The organism is Streptomyces sp. NPDC090106, from assembly GCF_044747265.1.
Classification (GTDB): Bacteria; Actinomycetota; Actinomycetes; order Streptomycetales; family Streptomycetaceae; genus Streptomyces.
Genome location: NZ_JBIVDS010000013.1, coordinates 191,042 through 211,001 on the forward strand (window position 1 = coordinate 191,042; position 19,960 = coordinate 211,001).

A 19,960-nucleotide genomic window follows, 5' to 3' on the forward strand; every position below is an offset into this window, starting at 1 on the left:
GGGTCACAGGTCCGGGCGGCCCGTCGCCACCGCGTAGAAGGCGACCGCCGCCGCCGCGCCGACGTTGAGCGAGTCGACGCCGTGGGCCATCGGGATGCGGACCCATTCGTCGGCGGCGACCAGGGCCTGCGTGGAGAGGCCGTCGCCCTCGGCGCCGAGCATGAGCGCGACCCGGTCCATGCGGTGGGGCGCGGCCTCGTCGAGGGTCTTGGCCTTCTCGTCCGGGGTGAGGGCGAGAAGGGTGAAGCCGGCCTCGCGGACCGACTCCAGGCCCTTGGGCCAGGTCTCCAGGCGGGCATAGGGGACGGAGAAGACGGCGCCCATCGAGACCTTCACGCTGCGGCGGTAGAGCGGGTCGGCGCAGTCCGGGGAGAGCAGGACCGCGTCCATGCCGAGCGCGGCGGCGCTGCGGAAGATCGCGCCGATGTTCGTGTGGTCGTTGACGGACTCCATGACCACGACCCTGCGGGTGGTCTGGAGCAGTTCGGTCGCCGTGGGCAGGGGTTTGCGCTGCATGGAGGCGAGGGCGCCGCGGTGCACGTGGTAGCCCGTGACCCGTTCGGCGAGTTCGGGGCTCACCGCGTAGACGGGGGCGGGGAGTTCGTCGATGACGTCGCGCATGACGTCGACCCACTTCGCGGACAGGAGCATCGAACGCATCTCGTATCCGGCGTCCTTGGCCCGTCTGATGACCTTCTCGCCCTCGGCGATGAAGAGCCCCTCGGCGGGTTCTCGTTTGCGGCGCAGTTCGACGTCGGTCAGGCCTGTGTAGTCGCGCAGGCGGGGGTCGTCCGGATCCTCGACGGTGATGAGATCGGCCACAGGGTGATACTGCCTTGTCCTGGGTGCGGTGCCAACGGCTCGGTACGGGTTGTGTTACCTGCGGTTACGCGGACTGCTCCGGTCCGACGGCCACGGCGGCCTCCGGACCCGGGGCCGCGGAGGGCTTCGGCCCCACGGTCACCACCTCACCGATGACGATGACGGCCGGGGACTTCACGTCCTCGGCGACGACCGTCGCGGCGACCGTCGCGAGGGTCGCGTCGACGCGGCGCTGGGCGGCCATGGTGCCCTCCTGGACGAGGGCGACCGGGGTGTCCGGGGACTTGCCGTGGGCGACGAGGGTCTCGGCGACCTTCCCGATCGTGCCCACCCCCATCAGGATCACGAGGGTGCCGGTCAGCTTGGCGAGCGAGGGCCAGTCGACCAGGGAGCGCTCGTCGTCGGGGGCTATGTGGCCGCTGACCACGGTGAACTCATGGGCGACACCCCGGTGGGTGACCGGGATGCCGGCGGCGCCGGGGACCGAGATGGAACTGGAGATGCCGGGGACGACCGTGCACGGGATGCCGGCCTCCGCGAGCGCGTTGACCTCCTCCATGCCCCGGCCGTAGACGAAGGGGTCGCCGCCCTTGAGCCGGACCACCGACTTGCCCTGCCTGGCGTGCTCGATCAGCGCCTCGTTGATCGCCTCCTGGGCCATGAAACGGCCGTACGGCAGTTTCGCCGCGTCGATGACCTCGACGCTGGAGGGCAGCTCGGCGAGCAGGTCGCGCGGGCCGAGGTGGTCGGTGATGACGACGTCGGCCTCGGCGAGGAGGCGACGGCCGCGCACGGTGATCAGGTCGGGGTCGCCGGGACCGCCGCCGACCAGGGCCACCCCGGCGGTGCGGGTGCGGTGGTGCGGGGCGACGAGGCTGCCGTCGCGCAGGCCCTCGACCACGGCGTCGCGGATGGCGGCGGTGTGGCGCGGGTCGCGTCCGCGCGCGTCGGTCGTCAGGACGGCGATCGTGACGCCCTCGCTGTGGCCGGTGGCCGGGGTCCAGGCGGTGGCCCGGTCGGCGTCGTCGGAGCGCACGCACCAGACGCGGTGCCGTTCGGCCTCGGCGGAGGCCCGCGTGTTGGCGTCCTTGTCGCTCGTGGCGATGAGCGCGTACCAGGCCTCGGCGAGGTCGCCCTCCTCGTACGGCCGACGGAGCCAGGTCAGCTCGCCCGCGTCCACCATCGCCTCGACCGACGGGGTCACCTCGGGCGACACCAGGAGGATGTCGGCGCCCGCCGCGACGAGGGCCGGGAGGCGGCGCTGCGCGACCTGACCGCCGCCCAGGACGACCACCTTGCGGCCGGTGAGGCGGAGGCCTACGGGGTAGGCGGGGTTTTCGGCCATGAGGTGCGGCTCCTCGTACAGGCGATGCGATGGGCGCTACGGCTCTGGAGCTGCCCTGACGTGCGGATTTTAGCCATGTGGGGTTCCGGACGCGTTTCAGCGTACGGCGGGGGCGGGGCGGGCGCGACGGAGCACCCTCCCCACCCCCTCACCGGTCTACTTCTCGGTGACGCCCGCGGAGTCGAACGTCGCGACCTCGTGCATGGCACGGGCCGTGCTCTGCACCATCGGCAGGGCGAGCAGCGCGCCCGTGCCCTCGCCGAGACGCAGGTCGAGGTCGACCAGGGGGCGCAGACCCAGCTTGTTGAGCGCGGCGACATGGCCGGGCTCGGCGCTGCGGTGGCCCGCGATGCAGGCCGCGAGGACCTCGGGGGCGATCGCGCGGGCCACCAGGGCGGCGGCGCCCGCGCTCACGCCGTCCAGGATGACCGGCGTGCGCAGGGAGGCGCCGCCGAGCAGCAGTCCGACGAGCGCCGCGTGCTCGAAGCCGCCGACCGCGGCGAGGACGCCGATGGGGTCGGCGGGGTCGGGCTGGTGCTGCTCCAGGGCTCGGCGCACGACCTCGGTCTTGCGGGCGAGGGTCTCGTCGTTGATGCCGGTGCCGCGGCCCGTCACCTCGGACGGGTCGGCGCCGGTGAAGACGGAGATCAGGGCCGCCGACGCGGTGGTGTTGGCGATGCCCATCTCGCCGGTCAGCAGCGCCTTGTTGCCCGCCGCGACCAGGTCACGGGCGGTCTCGATGCCGACCTCGATGGCCTGCTTGGCCTCCTCGCGGGTCATCGCGGCGCCGGTGGTCATGTCGGAGGTGCCCGCGCGGACCTTGCGGGGCAGCAGGCCGGGGGTGGCCGGGAGATCGGCGGCCACGCCCACGTCGATGACGCAGACCTCGGCGCCGACCTGGCCGGCGAAGGCGTTGCAGACCGCGCCGCCGCCGAGGAAGTTGGCGACCATCTGGGCCGTCACCTCCTGCGGCCAGGGGGTGACGCCCTGGGCGTGCACACCGTGGTCGCCGGCGAAGATCGCGACGGCCGCGGGCTCCGGGATGGGCGGCGGGCACTGCCGGGACAGCCCGGACAGCTGCGCGGAGATGATCTCCAGCATGCCGAGCGCGCCGGCCGGTTTCGTCATCCGCTTCTGCCGCTCCCAGGCCTCGCCGAGCGCCTTGGCGTCCAGCGGGCGGATCTGGGCGACGGTCTCGGCGAGCAGGTCGTGCGGCTCCTCGCCGGGCAGGGCGCGGCGGCCGTACGTCTCCTCGTGCACGACCCAGGACAGCGGGCGGCGCTTGGACCAGCCGGCCTGCATCAGCTCGGGCTCGTCGGGGAACTCGTCGACGTACCCGACGCACAGGTAGGCGATGACTTCGAGGTGCTCGGGCAGGCCGAGGGCGCGGACCATCTCGCGCTCGTCGAAGAAGCTGACCCAGCCGACGCCGAGGCCCTCGGCGCGGGCGGCGAGCCAGAGGTTCTCGACCGCGAGCGCGGCGGAGTACGGCGCCATCTGCGGCTGGGTGTGACGGCCGAGGGTGTGCCGGCCGCCACGGGTCGGGTCGGCGGTGACGACGATGTTGACCGGGGTGTCGAGGATGGCCTCGATCTTCAGTTCCTTGAACTGCTTCGCCCGGCCCTTGGGCAGCGACTTGGCGTACGCGTCGCGCTGGCGCTCGGCCAGTTCGTGCATCCGGCGCCGGGTCTCGCCGGAGCGGATGACGACGAAGTCCCAGGGCTGCGAGTGGCCGACGGACGGGGCGGTGTGCGCCGCCTCCAGGACGCGGAGCAGGACCTCGTGCGGGATCGGGTCGGCGCGGAAGCCGTTGCGGATGTCGCGGCGCTCCCGCATCACCTTGAGCACGGCCTCGCGCTCGGCGTCGTCGTAGGCGGGGGCGGCCGGTCCGGTGGACCGTCGTGCCCCTTCCACCGCGGCCGTGCCTTCTTCGCCGTCCTCCTGGTCGGCGGCCCGGGTGTCCAGGTCGTCGGCGTGCTGGACGAGTCCGGGGTCGCCCTCGCGCGGCGCCGGGACCGCGAGGGGCGCCTCGTAGGCGGTCCCCGGCAGGACGATCGGCTGCTCCGGGGTCGGGGCGAGGTGCGGGGCCGTGGGCACCATGCCGTCCACCGGGACGAACTGGCCGACGGCGGCGGGCTCGGCGGCGCCCGGCACCGGGGTGCCCTGCGGGGGCGTGTCCATGAACAGGACCTGGGGGCCGGTGGGACCGGTGGGTTCGGCGAGCACGGGCTGGGGCACGAAGGGCTCCGGGGCAGGCAGGGGCGCCTGCGCGTCCGCCTGTACGTCCGCCTGCGGGTGCGCGAGGAGCACCGGCTGCGGCTCCGACGCCGGGGCCAGGGCCTGCTCGGCGAGGAACGGGGCGGCGGGCTGGAGGTCCTCGCCGTGTGCGGGGAGCGGAGGCAGGAGGGGCTGTGCCGCCTCCGGGAAGACGGGGGCCGGGGCCTCGGGGTGCGCGACCGGTACGGCCTGCTCCGGGAGGTGCTCGGGGGTCTCCGGTTCGACGTTCACGGGCTCCACGTCCACGGGCTCGGGGATCACCGGCTGGGGCTGCGGCGGCTCGGGCTGCTGCTCGGCCTCGGCGACGGCCTCGGGAACGACCGGCTCGACGGCGAGCGGCTGTGGCTGCGGCTCGGGCTCGGGAGCGATCACGCCGGAAGCGGTGGCCTCAGGAGCGAGCGGGGCGTCGAGCTGCTGGGCGGGCTCGGGAGCCTGCACGGGGTCGACGGCCTGGACGGGCTCCGGGATCTCGGCGGGCTCGGGGAACTGCGCCGGTTCCGGCACCTGGACGGCTTCCGGGATCTGCGCGGCTTCGGGAACCTGCATGGCTTCGGGGAGCTGTACGGCCTCCGGGACCTCCACGGCCTCGGGGCCCTGCTCCGGCTCGACCGCCTGCGTCGGCTCGACGGCCTGCACGGGCTCCGCGACCTGACCCGGCTCCGCGACCGACCCCGGCTCGACGACCTGCCCGGGTTCCTGAACCTCTACCGGCTCCTGGAACGCTCCCGGCGCCTGGACCGGCCCGGGCTCGGCCACCTGCTGGACCTCGGGGATCTCCGCGGCGACCGGCTCAGGCGCGGCCTCCGGGAACGGGGCGGGCTGTCCTGCGTCCGGGCCGCCGGGAACGCCTGCGGGCACGTCCACGGGAGAGGCGTCGGGGATCTGGACGGCCTCGGGTGCGGGGGCCTCGACGACAGCGGGGGCCGGCTCCTCGACGGGGCCGGGTTCCTGGGTCGCCTCCGCGACGGGGACCGGTACCGCGACGGGCTCCTCGCCCTGCTCGCCGTACCCGGCCTCCGAGGTCAGACGGGCGACGGCGGCCTGGGCGGGGTCCACGGGCTCGGCACCGGGGACAACCGTTTCGGCTGCCGGGGCGGGCACCGGCGCGGGTGCGGGGGCGGGTGCGGCCATCGGTGCGGGGGCGCCCCACGGCGCGGCACCCTGGGGCGCCATCTCGCGCAGGGGCTGCGGGACGTCGAGGTACTCGGGCCCCGTGGTCGGCGGTCCCATCTGGCGGACCGGCATGCCCGCGGGGCCCCGGTCGGCGAGGGAGCGGACCGGGCTGGCGGAGGCGTCGGGGGTCGGCGGACCGAGGTGCAGGGGCCGGCGGGGCGTGATCGGCGGGATCGGCAGCGACGGGGCCGCGACGGGCGCGGGGGCCGGGTCCGGCAGCCGGACGCCGCCGAGGTCCACGGAGCCGCTGTCACGGCCGGCCGTCTCGTGCGGGCCGGGCTCGTGCGCCTGCTCGGCGTAGGCCGCGGACTCGGCGTACGGGTCCTGGACGGGCTCCGCGTACTGCGCGTGCATGGTCTCGACGACCGGCTCGGGCGCGGGCGGGGCCACCTCGTTGCCCCAGGCGCCCTGGGCACCGGGGAGCAGGAGGTCTTCGTCCTCGACGGTGGTCTCGGAGAGGTAGGTGTACGCACCGTGCGCCGCGGGGACGCCCGGCTGCTCCACCATGCCTGCGCTCTCCGGCAGCCCCTCGCCCGGGATCTGGCCGGTGTCGGTCATGCGTACCCCTCGCCCATCGGTTTAGTGCTTCTACGACCTCACCGGGGACGGCGCACCGACCGCCCCCGCAGTGAAGAACGAGCGTGCGCGCCCAGCGGCACGAACGGCCTGCCCGGAAAAGACGACAAAGCCATTAACTGGCATTGTCCCGGCCGTCCGGCCCTCGCGACACCTTGATCCGCGACAGCCCGCTGTGGACTGCGCCACGTTGCGCGTCCTCCGGTTCCTGCCGTACCACACCCACCCCAAAACGGGCGCGTTTTCCGGACATTGACGAACGAAAGGCCGGGCGACCCAGTGCGGTACAACAGTCCTCCAGCCTACCGCGCGCGGTACGACAACCGGATCACGGGGACACCGGTCCGGGTCATTGCGGGCGGTCCGGGAGGACGGCGCTGAGCAGGAACGCTACGCTCCGCTCCCGCTCCGTCCAGGCCCGCGTGTCGAGTTCGACGGACTGGAGGAGCGCGCACTCGACGAGGTAGCCGTGTTCGGTCAGCTCGCGGCCGAGGAGTTCGGCCTCGTCGCGGGTCGTGGCATGGGCGACGACCCGCTGCGGACGCCGGTCGGCGACCGCGGTGACGACCTCCGCTCCCCCGCCGCCGACGCGGACGACGTCCGGTTCGGGGAGGTTCTCCAGGACGTGCGGGGCGCTGCCGCGGACGACCTGGAGCTGGAGCCCGAAGGCGCGGGCGCCCGCCTCGGCGCGCTCGCACGCGCGCGGGTCGCGGTCGACGGCGATGACGGCCGCGCCGGAGCGCGCGGCGTCCACGGCGAAGGCGCCGCTGCCGCAGCCGATGTCCCAGACGAGGTCGCCGACGCGCGGGCCCAGCCTGCCGAGTTGGGCGGTGCGCAGCGGTTCCAGTTCGCCCTCGCCCATGAGTCCGCCGTAGGCCTCGGCGGGCAGGGTCCAGCCGCGCGGGCCCGCGGCCGGGTCGCGGCCGGCGATCCAGCCGCCGTCCTCGGCGGCGGCGACGGCGGCGCCGATGACGATGACGACGTTGGGGTCGCGCCAGGTGTGGTCGGCGGCCTTGTCGGAGGTGACGACGGTCACCTGCTCGCGCTCGGTGCCGAGTTCCTCGCAGATGACGAAGGTGCGGTGGACACCTTCCAGGAGGAGGCCCAGTTCGGCGGGTCCGGCGCCGGGTGAGGTGAGGACGGCGACCTTGGTGTGGGCACGGCACACGTTCACGGCGCGGCGAAGGGTGCGCCGGTGCGCGACGACCACCTGGGCGTCGTCCCAGGGCATGCCCGCGCGGGCGAAGGCCGCGGCGACGGAGGAGACGGCGGGGACGACCTCGACCTCAAGGCCGAACTCGGCCGCGCGCAGGGTGCGTACGACCCCGAAGAAGGCGGGGTCGCCGTCCGCGATGACCACCGCGGTGCCCCGGTGCCCGGTGATGCGGCGGGCGGCGAGGGAGACGCTGCCCAGGCGGATGCGTTCGGCACCGGCCGGCACCTCGGGAAGTGCCAGGTGGTGGGCCGCACCGGCCACGAGGGTGGCGGCGCCCAGGGCGGAGTGTGCCGCGGCGGTCAGCGGCGAGCCGTCCCAGCCGATCACGGTGACGCGGTCGGCCATCGTCGTCAGTCTCCAAGGTTCACGCAGGTGGACGGGGCAGCCCGAGCGTATCCCGGCCGGCCGGGGTGTTCCGGCCGCCCGGGGTCAGTTCCAGTCGCCGTACGACGTGTACCCGCCGGTGTCGGCGAGTTGCTCGCCCGCGCCCTCCAGGTCCTCGGGCAGCAGGCTCCAGACGATGAAGTCGGTGCGGATGTCGGCCCAGGTGCCGTCCTCGGTGCGGACCCGCGCGATGCAGGCGTTGCGCAGGACTCCCTCGCTGATGCAGCCGATCTTCTGGGCGACCTGCTGGGAGGCGGCGTTGTCGGCCGCCGTGCGCAGCTCTATGCGCTCGAACTTCTGGTCGGTGAAGAGCCATTGGGCGGTGGCGAGCGCGGCCTCGGAGGCGTAGCCCTCGCCGCGGGCCCAGGAGGCGGTGATGTACGACAGCTCGGTGGAGCGGATGTACCAGTTGGTCTTGGTCAGTTGGACGATCCCGACCAGGCGCTGGGTGAGGAACTCGGTGACGGCGAAATCGAGTCCGCGCCCCGACTCGCGTTCGGCGGGGGCGTAGTCGCCGATCCAGGTGCGGGCGCCGTCCTCGGTGAAGGGCTGCGGTACATGGGTCCAGGCGGCGACCTGCTCGTCGTTCATCATCTCGGCCAGCGCCGGCACGTCGTCCTCGTCGAGGGGCCGCAGCACCAACCGCTCCGTGCTGATGGAGATGTTGGGGAAGGTGCTAGTCATGCGCCACTCCGTAACCTTCGGAAAACCTTCGGGCCTGCTGAACTGCCCAGCATGCAGCATGAAAGCACTCACACGCACTACAGGGTCCACCCGGGGTGAGCGAGTGGACCCTGTGCGTGGCGATAAGCGGTATACGCGCCGCCGTCGGCTCGGAGGAGGGGGTTCAGAAGGACGGGATGACGGAACCGTCGTACTTGTCCTCGATGAACTTCTTGACCTCGTCGGAGGTGAGGAGCTTCTCCAGCTTCTTGACGCGCGGGTCGTCCTCGTTGCCGTCCTTGACGGCGAGGAAGTTGCCGTACGGGTTGTCCTTGGCGGACTCCAGGAGGATCGCGTCCTTCGCGGGCGAGAGGTCGGCCTCGATGGCGTAGTTGCCGTTGATGACGGCGGCGTCGACGTCGTCCAGGGAGCGCGGGGTCTGGGCCGCCTCCAGCTCCTTGAACTTGAGGTTCTTGGGGTTCTTGGTGATGTCGGCCGGGGTGGCCTCGGTGCCGACGCCGTCCTTGAGGGTGATGATCCCGTTGTCGGCGAGGAGCTTGAGGGCGCGGGCCTCGTTGGAGGCGTCGTTCGGGACGGCGACGGTGGCACCGCTCTTCAGGTCGTCGGCGCTCTTGACCTTCTTGGAGTAGAGGCCGAGCGGCTCCAGGTGGACCGTGACGACGGGCACGATGTGGGTGCCGTTCTTCTTGTTGAAGTCGTCGAGGTACGGCTTGGTCTGGAAGTAGTTGGCGTCGACGGAGCCGTCCTCCGTGGCGGTGTTCGGGGTCACGTAGTCGGTGACCTCCTTGACCTCCAGGTCGAGCCCGGCCTTCTTCGCGAGGTTGTCCTTGATGTAGTTCAGGATCTCGGCGTGCGGGGTCGGGGTCGCGGCGACGACCAGCGGGCCGCTGGTGTCGGAGGCGGAGTCGCTGTCGGAGGAGCCGCAGGCGGTCAGCCCGAAGGTGAGGGCTCCGGCGGCGAGGACGGCGGTGGTGATCTTGGCGGTGTTACGCACGAAAAGTGCCTTTCCTGAAGGGTGGTGCCGCCCCGTCCTGGGTGTGACGGGGAAGTCCGGGAGGGGGTGGCTCAGGCGGTCTTGCCGGCGGCCGGTTCGGCCTTGAGGAACCTGAGCCGGGGCGCGGGGCCCGAGCGTCCGCCACGGCTGTGCAGGCCGCGGGCCGTGTAGTCGCCGGCGAACTGGATGAGCGAGATGACGACGGCGAGGATCGCGACGGTGATCCACATGAGCTGGGTCTCGAAGCGCTGGTAGCCGTAGCGGATGGCGATGTCGCCGAGGCCGCCGGCGCCGACCGTGCCGGCCATCGCGGAGTAGCCGATCAGCGCGACGATCGTGGTCGTGGTGGAGGCGATCAGCGAGGGCAGCGACTCGGGGACGAGGACCTTGCGGACGATGGTCCAGGTGTTGCCGCCCATCGACTGCACGGCCTCGACGAGCCCGCCGTCCACCTCGCGCACAGCCGTCTCGACGAGCCGCGCGAAGAACGGGATGGCGCCGATGGCGAGCGGCACGATCGCGGCCTCGCGGCCGATGGTCGTGCCGACGATCCCACGGGTGAAGCCCATCAGGGCGACCATCAGGATGATGAAGGGCATCGAGCGGGCGATGTTCACGACCTGCCCGATGACCTTGTTGGCGACGAGGTTCTGGAGCAGTCCGCCCTTGTCGGTGAGGACGAGGAGGATGCCGAGCGGGAGACCACCGATCACGGCGATGAGTGTGGACCAGCCGACCATGTAGAGGGTGTCCCAACACGCCTGGGTCAGCAGGGGCTGCATCTCGGACCAGGTCATTACGCGCCTTCCTTCAGCAGAACGGGCTCCTGGCCCACGACGTCGATCTGGAGCCCCTGCTCGCGCAGGAAGCCGATGGGGACGACGTTGTCCTCGTAGCGGCCGGGCAGTTCGATGCGCATCCGGCCGACCTGGAGGCCGCCGACGGTGTCGATGGCGGCGCCGAGGATCGAGATGTCGACGTTGTAGGTGCGCGAGAGCTGGGAGATGACCGGCTGGGTCGCGCTCTCGCCCTGGAAGGTGACGTCGACGACGGTGCGGTCGGCGCCGGTGGCGTCACCCCCGAGCGGGAAGAGCGCGGCGGCGAGTTCGGACCCCGGGGTCGCGAGGAGTTCGCTGACCGTGCCGGACTCGACGACGCGGCCCCGCTCCATGAGGGCGGCGGAGTCGCAGATCGACTTCACGACGTCCATCTCGTGCGTGATGAGCAGGACGGTCAGGCCGAGCTGGCGGTTGAGGTCGCGCAGCAGCTGGAGGATCGAGCGGGTGGTCTCCGGGTCGAGGGCGCTGGTGGCCTCGTCGGACAGGAGGACCTTGGGGTCGCCGGCCAGGGCGCGGGCGATGCCGACACGCTGCTTCTGACCGCCGGAGAGCTGGGCGGGGTACGCCCTCGCCTTGTCGGAGAGACCGACGAGGTCGAGGAGTTCCAGTGCCTTCCTCGACCGCTCCCTGCCGGAGACGCCGAGGATTTCGAGGGGCAGCTCGACGTTGTCCTGGACGGTGCGGGAGGACAGCAGGTTGAAGTGCTGGAAGACCATGCCGATGCGGCTGCGCGCCTGGCGCAGTTCGCGTCCGGCTCGGGGGCCGCGGCCGGCGAGGGCGGTGAGGTCCTGTCCGGCGACGGTGACCGTGCCGGCGGTGGGACGCTCCAGCAGGTTGACGCAGCGGATGAGGGAGGACTTGCCGGCGCCGGACTGGCCGATGACGCCGTACACCTCGCCTTCGCGGACGTGGAGATCGACGCCGTCGAGGGCGGTGACCTCACGGCCGCGCGAGCGGTAGACCTTGGTCAGGCCCGATGTGGTGATCACAGGGGTTTCCGTCACTGTCGAGTGCGCGGGCGTGGGTGTGCCCGGGCGCACGGATGCGTTCGTTCAGGGACGCGACACGGCTCTCGCGGTGGCGATGGAACCGGGGGAGAACATGTGCGCGGGGCGGCTTCGGTCACGTACGCGGTACGGACACGCCGCTGCGTCTCGCTTCGGGGCGCGAGCCGGCTCGGGGGTGGTGCGGGGGCCCTCTAGAAGGCGCACATTCGACACATACAACGAGCACCGGGCGTCATGGTCGCCTCGGTCGCAAGGGTGCGGCTGCTCGTCGTGGTCATGGAATCAGTAAAGCAGACTCATGGTCCTGACAAAGAGCCGCCGTCCGCATTCCGGACGACGGCGGACAGATGTCAGGGGCGGACGGAGACCTCGACCGTCCCGTCGGTGACCAGCGCGGACAAGGCGGAAAGGTCCTTCACCACGAGGTCGGCGTCGAGTTCGTGGGCCTCGTGCGTTGTGGCCAACGCCACGGTCGTCATCCCGGCGGCGCGGCCCGCGGCGAGCCCGGCGGGGGCGTCCTCGAAGACGACGCAGTCGGCCGGGTCGACGCCGAGCTGCCGGGCGGCCAGCAGGTAGGGCTCGGGGTCGGGCTTGCCGCGCGTGATGTCGTCGGCGGCGACGAGCGTCTTGGGGAGGATGCCGACGGCGTCGAGCCGGGCCTCGGCCAGGCGCCGGGTGGCGGAGGTCACCACGGCCCAGCGGTCCGCGGGCAGCGACGCGAGGAAGTCCTTCGTGCCGGGCAGGATCCGGACGCCGTCGTGGGGCACGTCCTCCACCTCCAGCGTCTCGATCCGCGCGACGGCCTCCGGCACGAGGTGGGCGGGCAGCAGGTCGGCGACTATCTCGGCGGCGGGACGGCCGTGCAGCTCGACCTGTTCGAACGCCTCGACGATCCCGTACTCCTCGGCCCAGCGCAGCCAGCAGCGGTCCACGGAGTCGAGGGAGGAGACGAGAGTGCCGTCGTTGTCGAACAGGAGGGCTTGAGCACGGATCTTCATGTGCTCGACCCTACGGGGTCGGACTCGGCGCTCCTCACGGCCCGTAATAGGGTCGGCGCATGCTTGATGCCCTGACGCTGGTGACCGGTGTCGCCGCGCTGCTGCTCGCCGCCTGGTGCGGGTGGGCGGCCTACCGAGACCAGCCGACGAAGGACTGGCACTTCATCGGGATGGGCGTGGTGACGCTGCTGGTGGTGATCCAGCTCGTCGTCGGGATCGTGCAGCTGGCGCGGGGCGAGAAGGCCGAGCAGGGGACGACGATCTTCGTCTCGTATCTGCTGGGCGCCCTGGCCTGTGTGCCCGCCGCCGGGATGATGTCCCTGGCCGAGCGGACACGGTGGGGTTCGGTGACGGTCGCGGCCGGCGGTGTCGTGCTGGCGGTGCTGGAGGTGCGGCTCTATGACATCTGGGGAAGCTGAGGCGACGGTGACGGAGAGCGAGCCGACGCGGCTGATCAGTGGGCCGGGACTGCTGCTGGTGTGGCTGTACGGCGTGATGGTCGTCGGGGCCGTGTCGCGGTCCGTGTACCAGATCGCCACCGAGTTCGACCGGGCGCCGCTCGCGTACACGCTGTCGGCGGTGGCGGGCCTGGTGTACGGGTTCATCACGTACACGCTGGTGCGCGGTGGCGAGAGGGCGCGCAAGGCGGCGCAGGTGTGCTGCGCCGCCGAACTCGCGGGGGTGCTGATCGTCGGGACGTGGACGCTCGTCGAGCCGTCCGCCTTCCCCGACGCGACCGTGTGGTCCGACTACGGCATGGGGTACCTGTTCATCCCCGTGCTGCTGCCGCTGTCGGCCCTGTACTGGCTGCGGAGGTCGAAGACCGCTACCGCCGCGCGGTAGCGGCGTCCGGCGGGGCTACGCCGTGGTGGCGTACGCGCTCGCCGGCTTCTCCAGGACGACCATCGGGACGCCGTCGGCGCCCTTGGACGTGCCCACCGCCTCGTAGCCGACCTTGCGGTACAGGCGCAGGTTGCCCTCGCTGCGGTGGCCCGCCTCCAGGCGGAACCGCTTGGCGCCCCCGGACCCGGCGAGGGCCGCCTCGGCGGCGCGCAGGAGCCGGGCGCCGATGCCGTGGCCCTGGAGGCGCGGGTGGACGCAGAGTTTGCCGATGGCGGCCGAGCCGTCCTCGGTGACATGGCCGCGTACGGATCCGACCACCTCGTCGCCGAGCCGGGCCACGAAGACGCAGTCCGAGGCGACCTCCTCGCGGACCGAGTCCAGTGTCTGGACGAGCGGGTCGATGCGGTAATTGCCGTACAGCGCCGCCTCGCTCTGGAAGCACAGGTACTGCAGCCTGAAGATCTGCTCCGCGTCCTGCACGGCCGCCGCAGAGATGGTCACGCTCATGCCCATGTGCGCACGCCTCCCGCTCACCTGATCGCCATTTCGTCCCTCACTCCTATCCCCGCGCTCCGCGGGCCGCAACCTCCGGTGTGAGCATTCGGCGAAGACATCCCAGACATCTGGAACGTTCCGGTCCCAGACTGCCCTGTGAGATACCCAACTCCCCCGCGATCTCCCGGTACGTGAGGTCCACCGGCGAGAGCAGCGCCTCCATGAGGCTCGGGCAGCGGCCCGGCAGCCGGCGCACCGCTTCGCGCACCGCGCGGCGGCGGTCACCCGCGAGGGCGGCCTCCTCCGGGGTGGGCCCGCCGCGGTCCGCGGGCTCACCTTCGTACGGCCGTTCGTGTCGGGCGGTACGACGGGTGCGGCGGGCCTCGGCGCGGACGGCGCGGCGCAGCCAGCGGTGCGGGTCCAGGGGCGGGCCCTCGGTGCCGAGGCGTTCGAGGAGGCGGAGCCAGACCGCCTGTTCCAGGTCGCCGGGTTCGGTCCCGGTGGCGTGCGCCTCGGCGCGGGCCTCGGCGGTGAGCAGGGGGCGCAGGGTGGTGAGCAGGTCGTGGGCCATGTGCCGAACGACGCGGCCGTCCGGGCGGCGGGTTGCCCGGACGGCCGGTTCTCACCCCTTCCGGGGGACGGCGGTCAGCCGTTGACGAAGTCCGCGCGGGCCAGCAGGCCGGTGTCCGGGTTGTCGGTGAAGACACCGTCGATGCCGGTGGCGAAGTACGCCTTGTACGCGCCGAAGACGTCGCCGTAGGCGTCGGCGTCGGTGCCCTTGCGGAAGCGCGTGGGGAGGAACGGGTTCTCGTTGCGCAGGGTGTAGGGGTGCAGGATCAGGCCGACCTTGTGCGCGTCGGCGACAAGGGTGGTCGGCTCGGTGAGGTCGCCGTTCGCGTCCTTCGGGACGACCAGGTCCAGCGTCGGGCCGATGCCCTGCGCGTAACCGGCGATCTCCCGCAGGCCCTTGGGGGTGACCAGGTCGGCGGTGGTGCGCGGGTCGCCCGTCTCGACGAAGTCCCAGGGGCGGCTGCTCGCGCTGGACAGCAGCACCACCAGCGGGTTGTCGACCAGGGTGTTCAGCCGCTGGATGCTGGTCGGCTCGAAGGACTGGACGATGACCGGCGCGTTGCGGCCGTCCTTGCCGTGCTTGCGCAGCACCTTCGCGAGCCGCTCCTCCAGGCCGAGGCCCAGCTTGCGGAAGTAGGTGGGGTGCTTGAGCTCGGGGTAGATCCAGACCTGCCTGCCGCGCTTGCGGGTCTGCTCGTCCTGCCACTTCAGGACCTCTTCGAAGGCGGGGATCTCCCAGCGGCCGTTGTAGAGGGTGTTGTGCGGGCGGTTGGCCGGGATCCGCTCGACCGCGCGCAGGGTCTTCAGCTCGGCGAGCGTGAAGTCCTCGGTGAACCAGCCGGTGGTGGGGACGCCGTCGAGGACCTTGGTGACCTTGCGGTCGGCGAACTCCTTGTGGTCGGCGACGTCCGTCGTCCCGCCGATCTCCGGCTCGTGACGGCACACGAGGTGGCCGTCCTTGGTGGGCACCAGGTCGCCGGCCTCGACGACATGGGAGCCGAGGTCGAGGGCGAGCTGGTAGGAGCCGAAGGTGTGCTCGGGCCGGTAGCCGCTCGCGCCCCGGTGGCCGATGATCGTCGGCACCGGCAGGCTCTTCAGCCCTCCGGAGTGCCCCGGCGTCGACGCCGACGCCGCTCTCGCCGTACCGCCCATCCCGAGGACGGCTCCGCCGGCCCCGAGCACCGCGGCGCCCAGGAGCGCCCGCCGTCCGGTCACGTTCGTCCGCTCGTCCTGCGATCCCATCGGGACCCCTCCTGCCGTCGCCCTGTCGATGCGCGCCGATCGTAGGTGCGTGTCCATGACGGACGGGAGACCTCCGGCCGAACACGCGGGTGACGCTGGGTGTCGCATGGGACAGGGGGGCTGACCGTTCGTCAGTTCGAGACGCGATGTCGGTCACACCGTGACGAGCCGGTTAATGCGGGTACCCGTAGCGCCACCGCAGGTAAACGTACGTCAACACCGCGTAATACCTCGGTGAACCCGATGTGCGTCACCCCGGGGACCGCGAGTATCGTCCTCACCTGCACAGACTCATACCGAATCCCTTGACACCGGAGGGCCCGTTGTCCCGCTTCGCGCTCATCAAGGCAGTGCTCGGACCGATCATGCGCCTGATGTTCCGCCCACAGGTGGAAGGCGCCGAGCACATCCCGGGGGACGGCCCGGTCATCCTGGCCGGCAACCACGTCACCTTCATCGACTCGATGATCCTCCCCCTGGTCTGCGACCGTCAGGTCTTCTTCATCGGCAAGGACGAGTACGTCACCGGGAAGGGCCTCAAGGGCCGCCTGATGGCCTGGTTCTTCACCGGCACCGGCATGATCCCCGTCGACCGCGACGGCGGCCGGGGCGGGGTCGCCGCCCTGATGACCGGGCGCCGCGTACTGGAGGAGGGCAAGGTCTTCGGGATCTACCCCGAGGGCACCCGCTCCCCCGACGGACGGCTGTACCGGGGGCGCACCGGCATCGCGCGCCTCACGCTGATGACCGGCGCGCCGGTGGTCCCCTTCGCGATGATCGGCACGGACCGGATCCAGCCCGGCGGCGCCGGGATGCCACGCCCCGCCAAGGTCACCGTGCGGTTCGGCGAGGCGATGGAGTTCTCGCGCTACGACGGGATGGACCGGGACCGGTACGTGCTGCGGGCCGTGACGGACTCCGTGATGAGCGAGGTCATGCGGCTGTCGGGGCAGGAGTACGTGGACATGTACGCGACCAAGGCGAAGGCGGCGTGACGTTGCACTGGCTCGGGCGGCGTGACGGTCGGTTCGTCGGCTGACGGTCCGTTGTGGCTTGTCGCGCCGTTCCCCGCGCCCCTGAGGGGGTCCGCTGCGCGGTCCCTCAGGGGCGGTTTCTCAGGAGTGGGTCTCCAGGCGTTGGTTGCGCAGGAGGAACCAGGCCGCCAGCGCTGTGATCAGCAGTACCGCCGCGCCCGCGCCCGCCGCGATCGTCAGGCCGTCGACGAAGGATCCGCGCGCCGAGGCCAGCAGTTCCTGTGCCTGCCGGGCCGGGAGCGTGGCCGATGCCTCGACCGCCGCGCCCAGTGACTCGTGGACGCCCTCCGGTGCGCCGGACGGTGCGGTGAAGCCCCGGTAGACGCCGGTCACGATCGAGCCGAGCACGGCGATGCCGAGCGCCGCGCCGAGTTCGTACGCCGTCTCCGAGACCGCCGACGCCGAACCGGCCTGCTCCTTGGGGACGCTGGAGAGGATGACGTCGGCGGTCACCGTGAAGGAGAAGCCGGCGCCCACGCCGACGACCAGCAGCGCGGTGCCCAGGAGCGGGTAGCCGGTCGACTCGTCGATGACGGTGAGGGAGGCGAGGGCGAGGCCCACCGCCGCCAGGCCGCCGGAGACCACCGCGCGCACCGACCAGCGACGGGCGGCCCAGCCCGCGATCAGGCCCGCGCCCACCGCGCCCACGGCGGCGGGGAGTTCGGCGAGGCCCGCCTCCAACGGACGCCGGCCCTGGACGAGTTGCAGGTACTGGGAGAGGAAGAAGACCAGACCGGACAGGCCGAGGATGGTCAGCAGGTCGGCGAGGACGGCCGCGCTGAAGCCCCGGTTGCGGAACAGCCGCATGTCCAGCAGCGGTGCGGGGAGCGTGAGTTGGCGGCGCACGAACCAGTACAGGGCGGCGGCGCCGAGCAGCGCGATGCCCGCGGACTCGCCGCTGACGCCGTGGCTCGCGGCCTCCTTCACCGCGTAGACGACGGCGATCATGCCGACCAGGGAGAGGCTGACGCTGAGCATGTCCCAGGGACCCGGGTCCGGGTTCTTCGACTCGGGCAGCAGCTTGATGCCGACGAGGACGAGGACCGCCATCACGGGCAGGTTGATCAGGAAGACCGAGCCCCACCAGAAGTGTTCGAGGAGGAAGCCGCCCGCGATCGGGCCGACGGCCGTGCCGGCGGAGGCGGTGGCGCCCCAGATGCCGACGGCGAGGCTGCGTTCGCGCGGGTCGTGGAAGAGGTTGCGGATCAGGGCCAGGGTGGCGGGCATCAGGGTCGCGCCCGCGACACCGAGCAGGGCCCGGGCCAGGATCATCAACTCGGGTGTCGTGGCATAGGCGTTGAGGACGGATATCGCACCGAACGCCGTGGCGCCGACGAGCAGGATCCGCTTGCGGCCGATGCGGTCGCCGAGGCTGCCCATGGACACGAGGAGACCGGCGATGACGAACGAGTAGACGTCGCCGATCCACAGGAGCTGGGTACCGGTCGGGTTCAGGTCCTCGCTGATGTACGGGGTCGCGAGGCCGAGGACGGTCGCGTCGACGGCCACCAGCAGCACGGCGAGCACGAGGACGGACAGCGCCAGCCAGCGGCCGGGGCGCCCGGTCACCTCCTCGGTCGTCGTCACCGGCTGCACGGTGCTGGTCATGATTCCTCTCTCCGCAGTGCGCCACCGAGCAGCAACTCGGTGATCATGAAATGGAAGTCCTTGGCCGCGACCCGGCCCTCCGCCACGGCCCAGGCCCCTGAGGCCAGCAGGCCGTAGAGCGCCTCGGTGAGCCAGGCCGGGGTGAGGTCGATACGGAACTCGCCCGCGGACTGGCCGCGACGGAACAAGGTCGCGATGCGGTCGTCGATACGGGCCCAGCCCTCGTTCTGCCCCTCGCCCTCGAACAGCTGGTTCTCGGTGTAGAGGAAGGCGAGCAGCGCGGCGGCGGGTTCGATCTCGCGCACCAGCCGGTGCGCGGCGTCCCGGGCGGGGCCCTCGTCGAGGCGCGCCCGGTCCAGCGCCGCGTCGCACTCCGCGATGCCGAGCGCCTCCAGCGCCCGTACGAGCGCGTCGCGGCCCGCGAACTGGCGGTGCAGCGTCGCCCGGCTGATCCCGGCGGCCTTGGCGACCTCGTCCATGGTCGCGGTGGATTTGCGGGTCAGCAGGGCCGCGGCACTGCGCAGCACATGGTCACGATCGACAGCCATGAGACGACTATAGACCAAATGAGACACTCGTGTCTCATCGCGGGCATGTGCGTCTCACCGTCGGTGCGGTTCGTGTCGGATTCCGTCCGGCTTCTTCTCAGTGCCGGGGCCGCAGGCCGCGGTTCAGTGCCAGGGCAGCAGGCCGCGGTGCTCCCAGTACGCGCGGGGCTCCTCCGCGAGGGCCGCGAGGCGGTCGAGCTGGTCGTCGTCGAGGTCGACGACCGCCGCGTGCAGGTTGGACGCCAGCTGACCGAGGGTCGCCGCGCCGGAGAGGACCACGCCGGCCCAAGGCCGGCGCAGGATCAGCGCGAGGGCCACGGCGTCGCAGCCGAGCGAGGTCTCGGCGGCCACGGCCTTCAGGGCGTCCGGTGCGTGCGGGGCCGCGAGCCTGCCGTTGGCCATGCCTTCCTTGACGATCACCGTGAGCCCGGCCTCGTGGGCCTCGGCGAGGGCGGGGCCGGCCGAGGTCTCCAGGGCGTTGTACGTGGACTGGACGGTACGGAAGAGGGGCTCGCCGTCGACGGTCACGTCGAGCGCGGCTCGGATGGCGTCGGCCTGGGCGGGGCCGCTGGTGGAGAAGCCGACGGTGACTCCCTGGGCCGCGGCCTCGGCGAGGCGGGCGTGGAGTTCCTTGTCGGTGAGGGCGGGGCTGTCCGGGGTCACCGAGTGGATCTGGTAGAGGTCCAGCCGGTCGCCGAGCAGCGCCGCGCTCTCGGCGCGCTGCCGGTCGTAGGTCGCCACGCCGTGGTCCTTGACCTCGTGCTTCTCGGCGTCCGTCGACCAGGCGGCGGTGTAGGTGTAGCCCCACTTGCTGCCCACGACGATGTCGTCGATCCCGGGGCGTTCGTTCAGCCAGTCGGCGAGGAACTCCTCCGAGCGGCCGTAGGAGCGGGCGGCGTCGAAGTAGCGGACGCCCTGGGCGTAGGCGGCGTCGAGGAGTTCGTGGGTGCGGGTGCGGAGGGAGTCGACGCTGCGGTTCTCTCCGAGGTCCTCGTCGCGGCCTAGGTTGATGTAGCCGGGGCGGCCCACCGCGGCGAGGCCGAAGCCGATGTGGCAGGTGGGCGTGGTGGCGTTGGCCAGTCGGGCGAAAGGCATCGCGGGCTCCGTCGGGTCGGGTCCAGGGTGCCTGGTCAACGTAACCCGCGGTGACCTTCGGTGACGTCTGGGGGGGGTGCGTTGTGGGGGCGGTGCGTTTTCGAGTGCGGGGCGGTGGGTTTTCGGGTGCGGGGCGGTGGGTTTTCGGGTGCGGGGCGGTGGGCGGCTTTCGCGCAGTTCCCCGCGCCCCTGGGGGGATGGGCGTCGGCG

The 19,960-nt window shown here is 72.1% G+C and carries 18 protein-coding genes; 3 read left to right on the forward strand and 15 right to left on the reverse strand.

Annotated features, from left to right (window positions below; all coding sequences use genetic code 11):
- Positions 1-3: 3 nt before the first annotated feature.
- From ACIPSE_RS35405 to ACIPSE_RS35445, 9 genes are all read right to left on the reverse strand, one after another.
- The gene (locus ACIPSE_RS35405) at positions 4-822 is read right to left on the reverse strand and encodes a TrmH family RNA methyltransferase (protein ID WP_401670992.1); all 819 of its coding nucleotides are present in this window, start codon (positions 820-822) and stop codon (positions 4-6) included.
- Positions 823-886: 64 nt separating this feature from the next.
- On the reverse strand, positions 887-2,167 hold the full coding sequence (cobA, locus tag ACIPSE_RS35410) for a uroporphyrinogen-III C-methyltransferase (RefSeq protein ID WP_401670994.1): 1,281 nt from the start codon (positions 2,165-2,167) through the stop codon (positions 887-889).
- A gap of 156 nt (positions 2,168-2,323) precedes the next feature.
- On the reverse strand, positions 2,324-6,175 hold the full coding sequence (gene cobT, locus ACIPSE_RS35415) for a nicotinate-nucleotide--dimethylbenzimidazole phosphoribosyltransferase (RefSeq protein WP_401670996.1): 3,852 nt from the start codon (positions 6,173-6,175) through the stop codon (positions 2,324-2,326).
- Between the two features lie 367 nt (positions 6,176-6,542).
- The gene (gene cbiE, locus ACIPSE_RS35420; RefSeq protein WP_401670998.1) at positions 6,543-7,754 is read right to left on the reverse strand and encodes a precorrin-6y C5,15-methyltransferase (decarboxylating) subunit CbiE; all 1,212 of its coding nucleotides are present in this window, start codon (positions 7,752-7,754) and stop codon (positions 6,543-6,545) included.
- An 84-nt stretch (positions 7,755-7,838) separates the two neighbouring features.
- Positions 7,839-8,477, reverse strand: coding sequence for a GNAT family N-acetyltransferase (locus ACIPSE_RS35425; protein WP_401671000.1), 639 nt, complete (start codon positions 8,475-8,477; stop codon positions 7,839-7,841).
- A gap of 163 nt (positions 8,478-8,640) precedes the next feature.
- A complete protein-coding gene (locus ACIPSE_RS35430; protein ID WP_401671002.1) occupies positions 8,641-9,471 on the reverse strand; it encodes a MetQ/NlpA family ABC transporter substrate-binding protein in 831 nt (276 codons plus the stop codon).
- 71 nt (positions 9,472-9,542) lie between these two features.
- A complete protein-coding gene (locus tag ACIPSE_RS35435) occupies positions 9,543-10,268 on the reverse strand; it encodes a methionine ABC transporter permease (protein ID WP_401671004.1) in 726 nt (241 codons plus the stop codon).
- Positions 10,268-11,299 (reverse strand): methionine ABC transporter ATP-binding protein, encoded by a 1,032-nt coding sequence (locus tag ACIPSE_RS35440; RefSeq protein ID WP_401671006.1) that lies wholly within the window; start codon positions 11,297-11,299, stop codon positions 10,268-10,270. The genes ACIPSE_RS35435 and ACIPSE_RS35440 overlap by 1 nt, the downstream gene beginning before the upstream one ends.
- A gap of 368 nt (positions 11,300-11,667) precedes the next feature.
- Positions 11,668-12,315 (reverse strand): HAD-IA family hydrolase, encoded by a 648-nt coding sequence (locus ACIPSE_RS35445; RefSeq protein ID WP_401671009.1) that lies wholly within the window; start codon positions 12,313-12,315, stop codon positions 11,668-11,670.
- 59 nt (positions 12,316-12,374) lie between these two features.
- On the opposite strand from ACIPSE_RS35445, the gene ACIPSE_RS35450 reads away from it, so the two are divergent.
- Together ACIPSE_RS35450 and ACIPSE_RS35455 are read left to right on the forward strand one after the other, a co-directional pair.
- Positions 12,375-12,734, forward strand: a complete 360-nt coding sequence (locus ACIPSE_RS35450) for a hypothetical protein (RefSeq protein ID WP_401671011.1) — start codon at positions 12,375-12,377, stop codon at positions 12,732-12,734.
- Positions 12,715-13,158, forward strand: a complete 444-nt coding sequence (locus ACIPSE_RS35455; RefSeq protein ID WP_401671014.1) for a hypothetical protein — start codon at positions 12,715-12,717, stop codon at positions 13,156-13,158. The genes ACIPSE_RS35450 and ACIPSE_RS35455 overlap by 20 nt, the downstream gene beginning before the upstream one ends.
- Positions 13,159-13,173: 15 nt before the next feature.
- On the opposite strand, the gene ACIPSE_RS35460 is transcribed toward ACIPSE_RS35455, so the two are convergent.
- The 3 genes from ACIPSE_RS35460 to ACIPSE_RS35470 form a co-directional block, all read right to left on the reverse strand.
- Positions 13,174-13,671 (reverse strand): GNAT family N-acetyltransferase, encoded by a 498-nt coding sequence (locus ACIPSE_RS35460; RefSeq protein ID WP_401671017.1) that lies wholly within the window; start codon positions 13,669-13,671, stop codon positions 13,174-13,176.
- 46 nt (positions 13,672-13,717) lie between these two features.
- A complete protein-coding gene (locus tag ACIPSE_RS35465) occupies positions 13,718-14,224 on the reverse strand; it encodes a sigma-70 family RNA polymerase sigma factor (protein WP_401671019.1) in 507 nt (168 codons plus the stop codon).
- A 74-nt stretch (positions 14,225-14,298) separates the two neighbouring features.
- On the reverse strand, positions 14,299-15,465 hold the full coding sequence (locus ACIPSE_RS35470) for a glycerophosphodiester phosphodiesterase (RefSeq protein ID WP_401671022.1): 1,167 nt from the start codon (positions 15,463-15,465) through the stop codon (positions 14,299-14,301).
- 323 nt (positions 15,466-15,788) lie between these two features.
- On the opposite strand from ACIPSE_RS35470, the gene ACIPSE_RS35475 reads away from it, so the two are divergent.
- A complete protein-coding gene (locus ACIPSE_RS35475; RefSeq protein WP_401671025.1) occupies positions 15,789-16,460 on the forward strand; it encodes a lysophospholipid acyltransferase family protein in 672 nt (223 codons plus the stop codon).
- 120 nt (positions 16,461-16,580) lie between these two features.
- Here the strand turns inward: ACIPSE_RS35475 and ACIPSE_RS35480 are convergent, their stop codons facing one another.
- From ACIPSE_RS35480 to ACIPSE_RS35490, 3 genes are all read right to left on the reverse strand, one after another.
- A complete protein-coding gene (locus ACIPSE_RS35480) occupies positions 16,581-18,107 on the reverse strand; it encodes an MFS transporter (protein ID WP_401671028.1) in 1,527 nt (508 codons plus the stop codon).
- Positions 18,104-18,655 (reverse strand): TetR/AcrR family transcriptional regulator, encoded by a 552-nt coding sequence (locus tag ACIPSE_RS35485; RefSeq protein WP_401671031.1) that lies wholly within the window; start codon positions 18,653-18,655, stop codon positions 18,104-18,106. Before ACIPSE_RS35485 ends, ACIPSE_RS35480 begins: the two co-directional genes overlap by 4 nt.
- A gap of 123 nt (positions 18,656-18,778) precedes the next feature.
- Positions 18,779-19,750 carry an aldo/keto reductase gene (locus ACIPSE_RS35490; RefSeq protein WP_401671033.1) on the reverse strand — a complete coding sequence of 324 codons (972 nt, stop codon included), beginning with the start codon at positions 19,748-19,750 and terminating at the stop codon, positions 18,779-18,781.
- Between the last annotated feature and the right edge of the window lie 210 nt (positions 19,751-19,960).

Coding starts and splice junctions, on each gene's coding strand:
- cobA (WP_401670994.1), bottom strand. CDS start 2,167: ATGGCCGAAAACCCCGCCTACCCCGTAGGCCTCCGCCTCACCGGCCGC.
- cobT (WP_401670996.1), bottom strand. CDS start 6,175: ATGACCGACACCGGCCAGATCCCGGGCGAGGGGCTGCCGGAGAGCGCA.
- cbiE (WP_401670998.1), bottom strand. CDS start 7,754: ATGGCCGACCGCGTCACCGTGATCGGCTGGGACGGCTCGCCGCTGACC.
- ACIPSE_RS35425 (WP_401671000.1), bottom strand. CDS start 8,477: ATGACTAGCACCTTCCCCAACATCTCCATCAGCACGGAGCGGTTGGTG.
- ACIPSE_RS35435 (WP_401671004.1), bottom strand. CDS start 10,268: ATGACCTGGTCCGAGATGCAGCCCCTGCTGACCCAGGCGTGTTGGGAC.
- ACIPSE_RS35445 (WP_401671009.1), bottom strand. CDS start 12,315: ATGAAGATCCGTGCTCAAGCCCTCCTGTTCGACAACGACGGCACTCTC.
- ACIPSE_RS35450 (WP_401671011.1), top strand. CDS start 12,375: ATGCTTGATGCCCTGACGCTGGTGACCGGTGTCGCCGCGCTGCTGCTC.
- ACIPSE_RS35455 (WP_401671014.1), top strand. CDS start 12,715: ATGACATCTGGGGAAGCTGAGGCGACGGTGACGGAGAGCGAGCCGACG.
- ACIPSE_RS35460 (WP_401671017.1), bottom strand. CDS start 13,671: ATGGGCATGAGCGTGACCATCTCTGCGGCGGCCGTGCAGGACGCGGAG.
- ACIPSE_RS35465 (WP_401671019.1), bottom strand. CDS start 14,224: ATGGCCCACGACCTGCTCACCACCCTGCGCCCCCTGCTCACCGCCGAG.
- ACIPSE_RS35470 (WP_401671022.1), bottom strand. CDS start 15,465: ATGGGATCGCAGGACGAGCGGACGAACGTGACCGGACGGCGGGCGCTC.
- ACIPSE_RS35480 (WP_401671028.1), bottom strand. CDS start 18,107: ATGACCAGCACCGTGCAGCCGGTGACGACGACCGAGGAGGTGACCGGG.
- ACIPSE_RS35485 (WP_401671031.1), bottom strand. CDS start 18,655: ATGGCTGTCGATCGTGACCATGTGCTGCGCAGTGCCGCGGCCCTGCTG.
- ACIPSE_RS35490 (WP_401671033.1), bottom strand. CDS start 19,750: ATGCCTTTCGCCCGACTGGCCAACGCCACCACGCCCACCTGCCACATC.